This window comes from Plantactinospora sp. KLBMP9567, assembly GCF_033446045.1.
Lineage (GTDB): Bacteria > Actinomycetota > Actinomycetes > Mycobacteriales > Micromonosporaceae > Plantactinospora.
In genome coordinates, this window is record NZ_JAWQRR010000046.1 from 40,525 (window position 1) to 54,462 (window position 13,938).

Sequence of the window (13,938 nt, forward strand, 5' to 3'; positions counted from 1 at the left end):
CGAAGGCCGAATGATCGACTACTCGCCATGCTCTTGCGTCGCGGGCGCGCTGGGTCGCATCCACGATCTTTGAGTACCCGGCGCACGCTAGCAGCGCCCGGTGTGATGCCTCAACCCCCGGTTTGAACGAAGATCACCTTTTTGGCCCTTACCGGGTGGTTGGCCTGCTGATCAAAGACTGACGGTGGCTCTGCCCGTCCGGATGTGTCCACTCTGGCCGGTCGCGCTGCCGAGATCGCCCCCGGCCCGCTCGGGGCCGGCTTCCATTGATAATCTTCGTTGAGATTGGGTTGACCGGACGGGGCCTGTCGGGGCCGGAGGTTGATCGGGAGGCGGGTGCATGCTCGACCAGCGGCTGCATCACCATCTGGTGACCTGGCTGGGCCAGTGGCCGGCCGGCGGATCGCTGGACGTGGTCGGCTCCGAGCGCCGGATCCAACCGGGCTGGGACGGTGAGCCGCACCCGGTGGTCGGAGTCGGCAGCCCGCTCGGGGCCGTACTCTCGGTGCCGCCGGCCCGGGCCGGCGCCGTGCGCGCGCTCGGAGCCCGGCCGATCGCGGCGCTGCTGGCCGAGTTGCCCGCCGTGGTGGGCCTGCCCGGCTGGGTGGGCTACCGGGCGGTGTTCCGCTACACGCTCGCGCCGGCGCCGTTGCCGGACCGTGGTGAGTGGGTCGACGCCGCGGATCCGGTGGTGCCGCTGTGGCTGCGGCCGTTCGGCGGCGAGGTGCTTGTGGTGCGGGACTCCGACGGCGGCTACCTCGCCGGAGTGGGCATCAAGCGGCACGACGGCTACGGGCGGGAGATCGCCGTCGGCACCGAGCCGGCGGGCCGGGGCCGGGGCTTGGCCCGCCGGCTGGTGGCACAGGCGGCCCGGCGGGTGCTGGACGAGGGCGCGGTGCCGACGTACCTGCACGATCCGGGCAACCTAGCCTCGGCCCGGGTCGCCGAGGCCGCCGGGTTCGACCACCGTGGCTGGTCCGCCTACGGACTGGAGAGGGCGGCCCGGCCGACGGCCCCGTGACCGGGAACTGTCCGACGAGGACGGTGGGTCTCAGCCGCAGACCTGGCCCACCCCGACCCCACCGGTGGGTCTCAGCCGCAGACCTTGCCCACCCCGACCCCACCGGAGACCATGCCCGGCAGGCTGGCCGGCGGATCCACGGTGTACGGATAGAACCCGCGCGGCTCGGCCACGGTGCCGGCGGTCTGCGGGGTACCCGAGTTGACGTAGACGTTGTTGCGCTCCACCACCCGGCCGGGGCCGCTCTTGTCGTATCCGACGTAGATCGGGTGCGCCACGTTCTCGAAGTAGTTGCCCTCGACCATCAGGCCGGCGTCCTCTGTGGAGGCGATGCCGTAGAGCGCGTTGTTCCGGTAGTAGTTGTTGAACACGTGTACCGGGTCGGCGAACCGCACCCGGGGATGCCGCTGATCCGTACCGTCGAAGAAGTTGTGGTGGTACGTCACCCGCAACTTCCCGACGTCGGCGGTGTACGTGTCTGAGTGGCCGACCAGCGACGACTTGCTGTGGTTGTGGAACCTGTTCCAGGAGACCGTCACGTAGTCCGACTCCCGTTTGATGTCGAGCAGGCCGTCGTAGCCGTCGGAGAGGTCGTTGTGGTCGATCCAGACGTGGTGGGCCTTGTTGGTGACGCTGATCGAGTCGTCCTCGGCGCCGGTGAACCGGATGTTCCGGATGATCACGTTGTTGCCGGGCCGGGTGGTGGAGCCCATCTGGAGGCCGCCACCGGTGATCTCGGCGGTGCTGCCGACACCCAGGATGCTCTTGTTCGCCACCACGGTCACCATGTCGTCGAGCGGGATCCGGCCGGAGATCCGGATGATGTACGGCCCGGGTCGCCCGGCGTAGTCCTCCAGCGCGGCGGCGGTGCTCACGGTCACCGTCGGTCCGCCCGCGCCACCGGTGGTGCCGCTGAAGCCGAGGGCGTTGACCGAGGCGAACCCGATCGGGGCGTCCGTACACAGGATCGTCGCGTTGCCCGCCGGAGCGGTCCGGTCCAACAGCCCGGCCTGGGCCGGGCCGGCGGCGCCGGGCGAGGTCAGCGCGAGTACCCCGACCAGCCCGGCGGCGAGCCTGGACCGGTGCCGGGTGTCCGGACTCCGCCGGGTGGCGGGGTGGGACGGGATGGTGGGGGGCCGATGGGCGGTCCGTACGGAGGCGGCTCCGGGGCGCGGGCCGCCGAGGCGTCGAGGTGTCATCTGCGATCTCGGTTTCTCGGTACGCGTCGCCGCCCGGGCGACACGGGCGTGGTGGAGACGGGTGGGGGAGTGCGCGGTGCGCTCGGGGTGGTGCCTCCGCCCGGGTGGCCGGTACGGAACGGACGGAGGCGGGAAAGCGCTTTCCTGGAACTTACGGTAAGCGTCCCACCGACGTTCGTCAATGAAGCCCGGCCTCGGTCAGCGCCCGGGGAGCCTGGATCGCCGTCATCCGCGGACCGTGGACCCGCGCCGGGTCCACGGTCCGCGTCCTCTCCCAGGCCGAGGTCCAGTGGTGACGCCGCTCGCGGTGTCGGTAACGCTACGTATTCGCTCCGATCGCGACAAGCCTTCGGTGGCCTCGTCCGAACTGTCCGTTCGGCGGATTTGACCTGGTATGGATCAAGATATGGCGCTCAGGGTGGCCGACGGCGATCGCCGACCCGGCCCCCGCCCGGCTCCGGCTCGGTCCGGGCTCGGCTCCGGCTCGGTCCGGGCTCGGCTCCGGCTCGGTCCGGGCTCGGCTCCGGCTCGGTCCGGGCTCGGCTCCGGCTCGGTCCGGGCTCGGCTCCGGCTCGGTCCGGGCTCGGCTCCGGGCTCGGCTCCGGGCTCGGCTCGGTCCCGGCTCGGCTCCGGCCCGGCTCAGTCCGGTCCGGGCTCGGCCCAGTCCGGTCCCGGCTCGGCTCCGGCCCGGCTCAGTCCGGTCCGGGCTCGGCCCAGTCCGGTCCCGGCTCGGCTGCGTCGCGGCTCAGTCCGGTCCGGGCTCGGCCCAGTCCGGTCCCGGCTCGGCTGCGTCGCGGAATTATCGCGGGGGCGTGCACGATCAGCCGGGAACCCGGCAGGACGGGCCACACCGGTTGACCGGACCGGTCCAGCCGTGGCGTCGCAGTGTGGAGGCGATCTGGACAGCCGTCTCGCACGGACGCTCGATCACGTCCGCGCTGCCGTAGCGGAGCACGTTCAACCCGTCGACGATCGCCGCGTTGTCGCGCCGCCGGTCCCGCGCTCGCGACGCCTCGGGGTGCGCGGCGCAGCCGTCCAGCTCCACCACCGTCGCGTGGTCGGCGTACCGCACGTCGTCGTACCAGCGACCGCCCCGACGGGTGCGGGCCTGTTGCCGTACTCCCCGGGGAAGCCCGTGCGGCCGTTCCACCTTGCGCAGGTAGCGCAGTTCGAGCCAGGAGTGGCAGCCCGTCGCCACGTCGGCGAGCGCGGTCAGCAGTTCGGGGCGCCACCGCATCCGGCGCCGCGACCGCAGTGCCCGACCGATCCGGTCGGACGTGGTCAGCCGCTGCGCACAGGCCCGAGTCAGCCAGCCCAGCGCCTGGTCGAGGTCACGGGCCGCGTGGGCGAGATCCAGTACCGTCTCCTCCACCCGGGTCTGCGGCGGCAGTCGGCTCGGGTGCCGCGCCCCGGCCGTACGTCTCGACCGGTGCACCACCACTCCGGCAACCGGTCGGAGTCGCCGGCCGTGCGGGATGGTGACATGCACGGCCGGCACCGGTGTGTCGACTAGCCCGACCAGTTCGCCGGCCGATGAATGACTGAGCATCGCCCCGTCACCGGCGTAGAGAAGTGCCGCCCAGAGCACTGCCGGCCGGGGGAGCGGTCCGGTGAACGTGGCGAAGACCCCCAGGTGCAGACGCCGCCACCGACCGCTGGTGATCCGCCACCGGATCGCTTCCGCGCTGAGGCCGGCTGCCCGGCACTGCGCGAAGCTCAGGATCCCCGCCTGGCGGTTGCCGACCTGGCGGAGCGGATGACCAGCGGGCAGATCGAGCGAACGATCGTCGGACATCCCGGCAGCCTGCCGCCCCCGAGAAGCCCTCGGCTCCCCCATACCCCACCTGTGCACAACCGCACCACCTGTGGACAACCCGTTCAAGCGGCATTGGGGAAACCCGGTGGGGTTATCACCCCGATGAGACTCCCCAAAACTCAAGAGGGGCCGGTCCCGCGAGGCGGCTAGGGGGTTAGGTGGAGGGCTTGGGCGGCGGCGCGGCCGTTGGCGTGGCTGGCGCCGTACGTGGTGACGAAGGCGCGTACGCCCGCGGGGCGCCAGCCGGAGGGCCAGCCCATCTCGACCACGGTCACCGGATGGCTGCCGGCCAGCGTCTCGACCAGTTCGGGCCCACCCGGCAGGCGGTGCAGGTGCCGGCCGACCAGCACGATCGGCCGCCCGGCGGCACGCTCCCGGAGCGTCTCCGCGTCGGTCTCGGCGGCGACGACCCGGAGCTGTTCGGTGCCGTTCAGGTGTGGCCCGAGCCCCCACGGCACCCGCCCCTCGGCGATCGTGGAGGCGCTGAAGAGCTGTACCACCAGCGGTGCGGTGAGCCCGTCGAGGCTGCCCTCGACCCGGACGGCGCGCCGCGCGGCGGCGTACCCGAGGTCGGTTCCGGTGGCCCGGACCGGCGCGGCGGCCCGGGTCCACGCGGCGAGCGCGGCGGTCCGTTCGGCGGCCTGCTCGACCCGGGCACGGTCGAGCCGGCCGTCGCGCAGCGCGGCGACGATCTCGGCGACCACCAGCTCGACCAGCTCGGCGTCGACCTGCGCGCCGATGCAGAGCAGATCCGCACCGGCGGCCAGCGCCCGGACGGCGCCCGGCCCGACGCCGCCGGCGGCCACCGCCGCACCCTTCATCTCCAGCGCGTCGGTCAGCACCACTCCGGTGAAGCCGTATTCGCCCCGGAGCAGGTCGCCCAGGACGGCGGAGCTGAACGTGGCCGGGGCGTCGCCGGTGAGCGCGGGTACCCGGATGTGCGCGGTCATGATCGCCCTGGCGCCCGCGTCGATCACCGCCGCGAAGGGCGGCAGGTCGCGGGCCCGGAGCAGCTCCACCGGTACGTCCACGGTAGGCAGTTCGAGGTGGGAGTCGGCGACCGTGGCGCCGTGCCCGGGGAAGTGCTTGGCGCAGGCGGCCACCCCGGCGGACTGCAACCCGGTGACCGCGGCGGCGGCGTGCATGGCGACCCGGGCCGGGTTGGCCCCGAACGCCCGGGTGCCGATGATCGGGTTGTCGTCGGCGGTGTTGACGTCGACGGTCGGCGCGAGGTTGAGGTTGATCCCGACCGCCACCAGGTCGTTGCCGATCGCGTGGTAGACCCGCTCGGTCAGCCCGACGTCGTGCACCGCGCCGAGCGCGGCGTTGCCCGGGTACGGGCTGCCGGTCGCGTGCGCCAGCCGGGTGACGTCGCCGCCCTCCTCGTCGATCGCGATCAGTACGTCCGGGCGGGCCTCCCGCAGCGCGGCGCTGGCGGCGGCGACCTGGTCGGGGTGCTCGATGTTCCGGCCGAACAGGGTGTGCCCGGCCAGCCCCTCGGTGAGCAGGTCGAGCGCCCAGCCGGGCGGGCTGGTGCCGGGGAAGGCGGCGAGCAGCGTACCCAGCGCCAGCCGGCGGATTCCTGGATCGGTCGTCGGCACGTTCCTCCCCCTTCGGCCCTTTTCCCGGCTCCGAGTGTCGCACCGGGGTGGACCGTCTCGCGGCCAAGCGCTACCGGATCGGCTTAACACTCCGGCCGCACCGGACCATTACGCTACGGCTACTCCCACGAAGGTTAGCCTAGCTATTAGGAAAGCTTCTTAAACAAGAGGGACAATGCATGGCGAGCACCCGGCTACCTGGTACACCCCGCCTGCTCCGCGCGCTCAACGACCGGGCGGCGCTGGAGCTGCTGCTCGCGCGGGGGCCGCTCACCCGCGCGCAGTTGGGTGAGCTGACCGGGTTGTCCAAGGTCACCGCGTCCCAACTCGTGGAACGCCTGGAGGAGCGCGGACTGGTCAGCCGGGTCGGCGAGCAGGCCGGCGGGCGCGGCCCGAACGCGCAGCTCTACGCCGTACGGCCGGGCACCGCGCACGTGGTCGGGGTCGACGTGGAACAGGACCGGGTGGTGGCGGCCTGCGCCGACATCACCGGCGAGGTGATCGGTCGGGTCGAGCAGTCCACCCGGGACACCGACGACCCGGTGGGCGTGGTGCACAACGCGGTGGTGCAGGCGGCGAGCGACGCCGGAGCCCAGTTGTCGACCGTACGCCGGGTGGTGCTCGGCACGCCCGGCCTGGTCGACCCGGCCACCGGGGACATCACCTTCGCGTTCAACCTGCCCCGCTGGCACCGGGGCCTGCTCGCCGCGCTCCGCGAGGACCTGGACACCCCGGTGGTCTTCGAGAACGACGTCAACCTGGCCGCGGTCGCCGAGGCGGAGTCCGGTGCGGCGCGCGGGGTGGACGACTTCGTGCTGGTCTGGCTCGGTGTCGGCGTCGGCCTGGCCATCGTGCTGAACGGCCGGCTGCACCACGGCAGCACCGGCGCGGCCGGCGAGATCGGCTACCTGCCGGTGCCCGGCGCGCCCATCCCCCGGGACGCCTCCCGGCGGGCGAAGCCGGCGTTCGGCCAGCTCGCCGGCTCCGACGCGGTCCGCGCGGTGGCCCGCGAGCACGGCTTCCGGGCCGGCTCGGCGGCGGACGCGATCCGGGCCGCCATCGCGGCCGGCACCGAGGGCGGGCCGGTGCTCGACGAGGTCGCCCGGCGCTTGGCGCTCGGGGTGGCCAGCAGTTGCGTGGTGCTCGACCCGCCGCTGGTGGTGCTGGCCGGCGAGGTCGGCCAGGCCGGCGGCACCGCTCTGGCCGAGCGGGTGCAGCACGAGGTCGCGGCGATCACCCTGGTCACGCCCCGGGTGGTGCCGACCGAGCTGACCGACGAGCCGGTGTTGCGCGGTGCCCTCCGGGTGGCGCTCGACGCCGTCCGCGACGAGGTGTTCGGCTCCACGCTCGGCTGACCCGCCGTGCCCGAGGGTGTCGGCCCGGGGCATCCGTCGCCTGGTCATGTAGATATTTTTCATTACCCGTGGGTTGAGTGCAAGGTCTCGACATAGACAGATGTGAGGCTATACGGTACGGCCACCCGGCGTCCCGATTTCCGGGACGTCCCTGCTCCGGGGAGGAGTGACGGTGACCGAACGGAACCCCCAGTCGCGTGCGAGCCACCTGCTCGGCGCCACCCTGATCGCGTCCCTCACCATCGGCCTCACCGGTCAGCCAGCGCTGGCCGGACCATCCACTCCGGTCGACCTGCCGGCGGCACCCGCCCCGGCCACGGCGACCGGACCGCTGGCCGCCGCCTTCGACGCGGCGGCGTCCAGGTACGACGTGCCCCGTGACCTGCTCGTGGCGCTCGGTTACGCCGAGACGCACCTCGACGGGCACGCCGGGGCACCCAGCGCCTCCGGCGGGTACGGCGTCATGCACCTGACCAGCAACCCGAAGCTGCACACCCTGGACGAGGCGGTCGCGCTGACCGGCCTGGGCCGGGAGACCCTGCGCACCGACTCCACCGCCAACGTCACCGGTGCGGCGGCGGTGCTGCGGTCGTACGCCGACGCCGCCGGGCTCACCGCCGGGCAGCGCCGCGACGTGAACCGCTGGTACGGCCAGGTCGTCCGGTACGGCGGCGCCAGCACCCCGGCCGTCGCCCGGCTCTACGCCGACACCGTCTACGAGCTGCTCGGCACCGGCATCGACGTCACCACCACCGGTGGGCCGGTACGGGTGCCCGCCCGCAAGGCCGCCCCGGACCGGGGAGCCCTGCGCGACGTGGCCCCGCTCGGCAGTCCCGGCGGGATGGGCATCATGAGCACCGACTACGGGCCGGCGGCCTGGGCACCGGCGCACTCGGCCAACTTCACCGTCTCGAACCGCGAGTCGACGTACCCGATCAACTACGTGGTGATCCACGTGACCCAGGGCTCGTACGCCGGCTCGATCAGCTGGTTCCAGAACCCGGCCGCGCAGGTCAGCGCCCACTACACGATCCGCTCCTCGGACGGCGCGGTGACCCAGTCGGTGCGGGAGAAGGACGTCGCCTGGCACGCCGGCAACTGGACCTACAACACCCAGTCGATCGGCATCGAGCACGAGGGCTACGTCACCCAGCCCTCCTGGTTCACCGACGCGATGTACCGCTCCTCGGCCGCGCTGACCCGGCACCTCTGCGACCGGTACGGCATCCCGAAGGACCGGTCCCGGATCATCGGGCACAACCAGGTCCCGGGCGCCACCCACACCGACCCGGGGCCGCACTGGAACTGGACCTACTACATGCAGCTCGTCACCGGCTCGACCCCGCCGCCCGGCGGCTGGTCGCAGACGGTGGACAACTCCACCGCCGGCCGGTTCACCGCCAGCGCCAACTGGGGTATCTCGGCGTACTCGTCCCAGAAGCAGGGCGCGGACTACCGGTTCGTCGACCCGGTCGAGTCGAGCGACCCGGCCTGGTACAAGGTGGCCGTCCCGGAGACCGGCAGCTACCGGGTGGACGCCTGGTATCCGGCCGACTCCGGCTACAACAGCTCGGCGCCGTACATCATCGTCACCACCACCGGCAACCAGACCGTATATGTCGACCAGCGCTCCGGCGGTGGTGCGTGGCGGACCCTGGGCACCTTCACGCTGGCCGCCGGTGACGCGGACAAGGTGGCGGTGAGCCGGTGGACCGGCGGCACCGGACTGGTCATCGCGGACGCCATCCGGGTCACCCGGGTCTGACGCCAGAGGGCTGGGCAGGGGCCGCGACCGGGGCCGCCGCCCAGCCGTCCGGACCGGTCAGGCTGTCCGGACCGGTCAGGCTGTCCCGACCGGTCAGGCCAGGTCGCGGCGGCGGAAGGCGGCGAACGCGCCGCCGAGGGCCAGCAGCGTCAGCCCGAGCAGCACGACGAGCCCGGCGGGCCAGAGAATCGAGTACGACCGGTCGCAGTAGCCCGACCCGGGCACCGGGGCGCAGTCGCCGGCCAGTGCCCAGAGCCGGATCTCGCCACCGACCCAGGCGATCACGTAACTGCTCAGCATCAGCCGGTCCGGTCGGGCGACGTCGATGATGCCCATCACGATCCGGCCGCCCACCTCCCACAGCACGCCGTACCCGGCCGCCACGCCGAGCGCCGCCGAGGTGTGCCGACCCAGCGTGGCCGTCGCGAAACCCAGCGCGGTGACCATCAGCACCAGCAACAGGCCCCGGGTGACGGCGCCGGCCAGGTCGGTCCAGAACGCACTGCCCGGACTGCCGGGCAGGCCGCGTACCTCCGCGATGAGCCGGAACGCGCCGAGGTAGGCCGCCGAGGCGACCACCGACAGCCCCAGTACGCCGCCGAGCAGGGTGCCGAGCTTGGTGCCGAGTACGACCATCCGCTGTGGACGCCACAGCAGCAGGTTGGTCATTCCGCCGGAGGTGAGGTCCGCGCCGATGTAGGAGGCGCCGACCAGGAAGCCGAAGAGGCAGAGGAAGGCGATCAGGAAGTACGTCAGGTCGAGGATCTGCCGGTCGAAGACGAAGACCCCGGTCAGGAAGTCGGACGCGTCGATCCGGTCCGGATGGATGTCCGCGCAGTCGCCCTGGTACCGCACCTCCCGGTCGGGTACGCCGGCCCGTTCGGCCCGCAGGCACTCGGCGTACCACAGCCGCGCGTCCGCCCGCTGCTGCTCGGCCCGGGCCTCGGCCACCCTGATCTCCACTGCGGTGGGCTGGTGCGAGCCGGCCAGCGTGGTGGCGACGGTGACCCCGAACGCGGTGACCAGCAGCACCAGCATGAGCTGTACGAAGCGACGTGCGGCGAGCCGGCCGATCTCGGCGCGTACCAGGTTCACGGCTCTGCCCTCTTGGCGTCGGTGCTGACAGTGATCTCGATCGGCGCGTCCGCCGGGCCGTCCGGCAGCACCGACTCGTCGACCTGGCGCGGGACCCCGGGACGGGGCCGGGTGCCGGTGAGTTCCAGGAAGACGCTCTCCAGGTCCGGGGTGAGCGGGGTCAGTTCGCGCAGCCAGACGCCCTGCTCGCCGAGGACCCGGCTGATCCGGGCCGGATCGTCGACCTCGGACACCACCAGATGGTCGGGGTGTACCGCCACCGGCAGCCCGGCCGCCCGGACGAGTTCGACCGCCCGGGACTGGTCGTCGGTGACCCGGATCCGGAACTCGCGGTGGTCGAAGCCGGCCAGCACCGCCTCGACGGGACCGGCGGCCACCCGGCGGCCCCGGGAGATAATTGTCACGTGGTCGCAGATCTGCTGGATCTCGCCCAGGATGTGGCTGGAGACCAGCACGGTGACCCCGGCGGCGGAGAGCCCGCGCATCAGGTCCCGCATCTCGCGGATGCCCGCCGGGTCCAGCCCGTTGGCCGGCTCGTCCAGGATCAGCAGCTCCGGCTCCTTGAGCAGGGCGGAGGCGACTGCCAGCCGCTGCTTCATGCCCAGCGAGTACGCCTTCACCCGCTCGTCGGCCCGGTCCCGCAGCCCGACCTGCTCCAGCACCTCGTCGACCCGGGTCTGCGGCACACCGCCCGCGACGGCGAGCAGCCGCAGGGTGCGCCGGCCACTGAAGTTGCCGAAGAACTGCGGGCTCTCCACGATGGCCCCGAACCGGCCGACCACGGCGGGCAGCCGGTGCGGCGCCGGCTCGCCGAACAGGGCCATCCGGCCGCCGTCCGCGCGGACCAGGCCGAGCAGCGTACGCAGCGTGGTCGTCTTGCCGGACCCGTTCGGGCCGAGGAAGCCGTGCACCTGGCCCGGCTCGACGCGCATGTCGAAGCCGTCCAGCGCGATCCGGCTGCCCCGGCGCAGGCTCGTGAACGTCTTGCGCAGACCGTCGATCTCGATCACCGCCGGCACGCCCCACCTCCCGGCAACGTGACATACGACACGGCGCCTCACCCTACGGCCCGGACGCTGCTCGTGGGGGGAACGGCGCTGCGTGGTTGGATGGTCGGGTGCGTGATGATCCGGTTTCCATCTCCGCCGACGCCGGCTCCCCGGCACCGGTACCCCCGGACGTGGTGATCGACTTCCACGGGGTCGGCGTACTGCGCTCCGGCACTCCACTGTTGCGTGACGTGACGTGGCGGGTGTGGCCGGACGAGCGCTGGGTGGTCCTCGGGCCCAACGGCGCGGGCAAGACGACTCTGCTCAACCTGGCGGCCGGGCGGTTGCATCCGACCACCGGCCTGGTGCACGCGCTCGGCGAGCGCATCGGGCGTACCGACCTGGCCGAGCTGCGTACCCGGATCGGGCTGACCACGGCGGCGCTGGCCGAGCGGGTACCGGCCGAGGAGCGGGTCCGGGACGTGGTGCTGACCGCCGCCTGGTCGGTGGTGGGCCGCTGGCGCGAGCAGTACGACGAGCTGGACGAGGCCCGGGCCAACGCCCTGCTCGGCCAGCTTGGCGTGCTGCCCCTGGCCGACCGCCGGTACGGGACCCTCTCCGAGGGCGAGCGGAAGCGGACCCAGATCGCCCGCGCGCTGATGACCGACCCGGAGCTGCTGCTGCTCGACGAGCCGGCGGCCGGGCTCGACCTCGGTGGCCGGGAGGACCTGGTGGCCCGACTCGCCGGTCTGGCCCACGACCCGGACGCTCCGGCGATGGTGCTGGTCACGCACCACGTGGAGGAGATCCCTCCCGGCTTCACCCACGCCCTGCTGATCCGCGAGGGCGGCATCGTGGCGCAGGGACCGCTTGCCGAGACGGTCACCGGCGAATACCTCTCCAAGACCTTCGGCGTACCGCTGGTGGTGGAGTACTCCGGCGACCGCTTCACCGCCCGCGCCGCCTGACCACCCACCGGGCCGGGCTGCCGTCGTTCGGTCGGTCGCCGTCGAGGGTGGCCAGCCCTTCACCTGGACGGTAGAGGCGTTACGGCGCACGCGTAGCGCATCTGATGTCCAGGTGAGGGGCGGCGGATCGGTGGTGGGCGGGTGTCAGCGGGCGGTGGCGGCGCGGAGCATCGGGAGCAGCGTCCCGGCCGCCAGGGTGATCTGGGCGACCGCCGACTGGGCGTCGCGGGGTGGGACGAAGACCACCGCGTCCGCGCTCGCCTCCCGGAGCCGGGTCACCGCCGTCGCGCACTGCTCGGCGCTGCCGGCCGCGGTGAACCGGTCGAGGTAGTGCTCGGGCAGAGCCGCCGCCAGCGCCTCGGCACCGGACGAGCCGGCCAGCATGGCGGTGATCTCGTCGGCCAGGTCGGCGTCGGCGGGTGGCAGCGTCCAGCCGCCGGCGAGCTGGGCGGCGAACTCGCGGCGGGCGCTGGCCCGGCCCTCGTCGAAGTCCAGGTGGGCGTAGACGGTGAGCCGGTGGTCGTCGGTACGGCCGGCCGCCCGGCGCCCCTCGTCGATCAACCCCCGGGCCCAGCGCACGTACGCCGGGCTGGCCCCCTCGGCCAGGATGGTGCCGTCGGCCACTCGGCCGGAGAGCCGCAGCGACTTCTCGGCGCGTACGCCGGTCGAGATCGGGGGCGGTTGCTCCGGTGGGAACTCCAGCGCCACCTCGCGCAGCCGGGCGTGCCGGCCGGCGACGGTGACCCGCTCCCCGGCCAGCAGGGCGCGTACCGCCGCCACGGTCTCCCCGAGCACCGCCAGCGGCGACGGGTGGTCGGCACCGACCTGGCGGACCCAGTCCGGCATGCCGTGCCCGAATCCGGGCAGGATCCGGCCGGGGAAGAGCCGGGCGAGGTTGGCCAGCTCCATGGCGGCCAGCGCCGGATTGCGGAACGCCGCCGGAAGGATGCCGATGCCGATCCTGAGTCGGTCGGTCACCGCTGCGGCAACGGCGGCGCTGGAGACCGCCCCGCCGAAGAAGCAGTCCTCGACCACCCACAGCTCGTCGTAGCCCAGCCGCTCCACCAGCCGGGCGTACGCCGGAAGTTGCTCCGGGGCGGTGTCACAGCGGTACATCACTCCGATCGGCATCTGTCCCATGTCTGGCAGCCTGCCAGACGACGCCGGTAACGGCCGGTTCTAGACTCAGGCGGTCGCCGAAACGGGAGGTGCTGCCGGTGAGCCGGCCGCGGGTCGTAGTCATGGGCAGCGCCAACATGGACCTGGTGGTCACCACCGGTGCCCTGCCGAAGCCCGGTGAGACCGTCTTCGGCACCGATTTCGTGATGGTGGCCGGCGGCAAGGGTGCCAACCAGGCGATCGCGGCCACCCGGGCCGGCGCCGACGGGGCACTGCTCGGCGCGATCGGCTCGGACTCGTTCGGCGTGACGCTCAAGGCCCGGATCTCGGCCGCCGGGGTGGACACCGAACGGGTCCGGGTGGTGTACGGCGCGTCCGGAGTGGCGGTCGTCACCGTCGATGCCGAGGGCGAGAACACCATCGTGGTCACCCCGGCCGCCAACTCGGCCTTCACCGGGCTCACCGAAAGCGAGCTGACCGCCGTGCGCGAGGCGGACGTGCTGGTCGCGCAGTTGGAGATTCCGGTCGGCACGGTGACCCAGGCGGCCCGGGCGGCCCGGTCCGCCGGTACCCGGGTGGTGCTGAACGCCGCGCCCGCCCAGCCGGTACCGGTCGAGCTGCTGGACTCCGTCGACCTGCTGGTGGTCAACGAGGCCGAGGCGCGGGCGATCACCGGGTGCGGCCGGGAGGATCCGGCGGCGCTGCTCGCCATGGTGCCCCGGGCGGTGCTGACCCTGGGCCGGCACGGCGCCTGGTACGGCGACCGCGACGGCACCGCCGTGCACGTACCCGCGGTCAAGGTGGACCTGGTCGACTCCACGGGGGCCGGTGACGCTTTCACCGGTGCGCTCGCGGTGGCCTGGGGCGAGGGCCGGGAGCCGGTCGACGCGGTGCGCTGGGCGAGCGCGGCCGGAGCCGCCTGCGCACGCCGGCTCGGTGCCTCGGTCTCGCTGCCGCTGCGGGCCGAGATCGACGCCCTCTACGTGCCGGCGGGCTGAGGCTCCGGTTAC

The 13,938-nt window shown here is 73.1% G+C and carries 11 protein-coding genes; 5 read left to right on the forward strand and 6 right to left on the reverse strand.

Features of this window, described 5'->3' with window-relative positions; translation table 11 throughout:
• Nucleotides 1-340: 340 nt before the first annotated feature.
• Nucleotides 341-1,021, forward strand: coding sequence for a GNAT family N-acetyltransferase (locus R6Y94_RS34840; protein ID WP_318400643.1), 681 nt, complete (start codon nt 341-343; stop codon nt 1,019-1,021).
• A gap of 71 nt (nt 1,022-1,092) precedes the next feature.
• Here R6Y94_RS34840 and R6Y94_RS34845 read toward each other — a convergent pair whose 3' ends face one another.
• The 3 genes from R6Y94_RS34845 to R6Y94_RS34855 all read right to left on the reverse strand — a co-directional run bounded on the left by R6Y94_RS34845 (nt 1,093) and on the right by R6Y94_RS34855 (nt 5,637).
• Nucleotides 1,093-2,220, reverse strand: coding sequence for a pectate lyase (locus R6Y94_RS34845; RefSeq protein WP_318400646.1), 1,128 nt, complete (start codon nt 2,218-2,220; stop codon nt 1,093-1,095).
• Between the two features lie 820 nt (nt 2,221-3,040).
• Nucleotides 3,041-4,015, reverse strand: a complete 975-nt coding sequence (locus R6Y94_RS34850; RefSeq protein WP_318400648.1) for a type IV toxin-antitoxin system AbiEi family antitoxin domain-containing protein — start codon at nt 4,013-4,015, stop codon at nt 3,041-3,043.
• Between the two features lie 167 nt (nt 4,016-4,182).
• Nucleotides 4,183-5,637: a glycoside hydrolase family 3 protein gene (locus tag R6Y94_RS34855; protein WP_318400650.1), complete on the reverse strand. Its 1,455-nt coding sequence runs from the start codon at nt 5,635-5,637 to the stop codon at nt 4,183-4,185.
• Between the two features lie 179 nt (nt 5,638-5,816).
• Here R6Y94_RS34855 and R6Y94_RS34860 point away from each other — a divergent pair, with 179 nt between their 5' ends.
• Together R6Y94_RS34860 and R6Y94_RS45435 are read left to right on the forward strand one after the other, a co-directional pair.
• Nucleotides 5,817-6,992: an ROK family transcriptional regulator gene (locus R6Y94_RS34860; RefSeq protein WP_107258288.1), complete on the forward strand. Its 1,176-nt coding sequence runs from the start codon at nt 5,817-5,819 to the stop codon at nt 6,990-6,992.
• An 841-nt stretch (nt 6,993-7,833) separates the two neighbouring features.
• Nucleotides 7,834-8,757: an N-acetylmuramoyl-L-alanine amidase gene (locus tag R6Y94_RS45435; protein ID WP_412102954.1), complete on the forward strand. Its 924-nt coding sequence runs from the start codon at nt 7,834-7,836 to the stop codon at nt 8,755-8,757.
• Nucleotides 8,758-8,850: 93 nt separating this feature from the next.
• Here the strand turns inward: R6Y94_RS45435 and R6Y94_RS34870 are convergent, their stop codons facing one another.
• Together R6Y94_RS34870 and R6Y94_RS34875 are read right to left on the reverse strand one after the other, a co-directional pair.
• Entirely contained in the window at nt 8,851-9,852 is a 1,002-nt protein-coding gene (locus R6Y94_RS34870) for an ABC transporter permease subunit (RefSeq protein ID WP_318400654.1), read from the reverse strand.
• A complete protein-coding gene (locus R6Y94_RS34875; protein WP_318400656.1) occupies nt 9,849-10,871 on the reverse strand; it encodes an ATP-binding cassette domain-containing protein in 1,023 nt (340 codons plus the stop codon). Before R6Y94_RS34875 ends, R6Y94_RS34870 begins: the two co-directional genes overlap by 4 nt.
• Before the next feature lie 98 nt (nt 10,872-10,969).
• On the opposite strand from R6Y94_RS34875, the gene R6Y94_RS34880 reads away from it, so the two are divergent.
• Entirely contained in the window at nt 10,970-11,809 is an 840-nt protein-coding gene (locus R6Y94_RS34880) for an ABC transporter ATP-binding protein (RefSeq protein ID WP_318400658.1), read from the forward strand.
• A 144-nt stretch (nt 11,810-11,953) separates the two neighbouring features.
• Here the strand turns inward: R6Y94_RS34880 and R6Y94_RS34885 are convergent, their stop codons facing one another.
• Nucleotides 11,954-12,949 (reverse strand): LLM class flavin-dependent oxidoreductase, encoded by a 996-nt coding sequence (locus R6Y94_RS34885; protein WP_318400660.1) that lies wholly within the window; start codon nt 12,947-12,949, stop codon nt 11,954-11,956.
• A 77-nt stretch (nt 12,950-13,026) separates the two neighbouring features.
• Here R6Y94_RS34885 and R6Y94_RS34890 point away from each other — a divergent pair, with 77 nt between their 5' ends.
• On the forward strand, nt 13,027-13,926 hold the full coding sequence (locus R6Y94_RS34890) for a ribokinase (protein WP_318400662.1): 900 nt from the start codon (nt 13,027-13,029) through the stop codon (nt 13,924-13,926).
• The last annotated feature ends 12 nt before the right edge of the window (nt 13,927-13,938 follow it).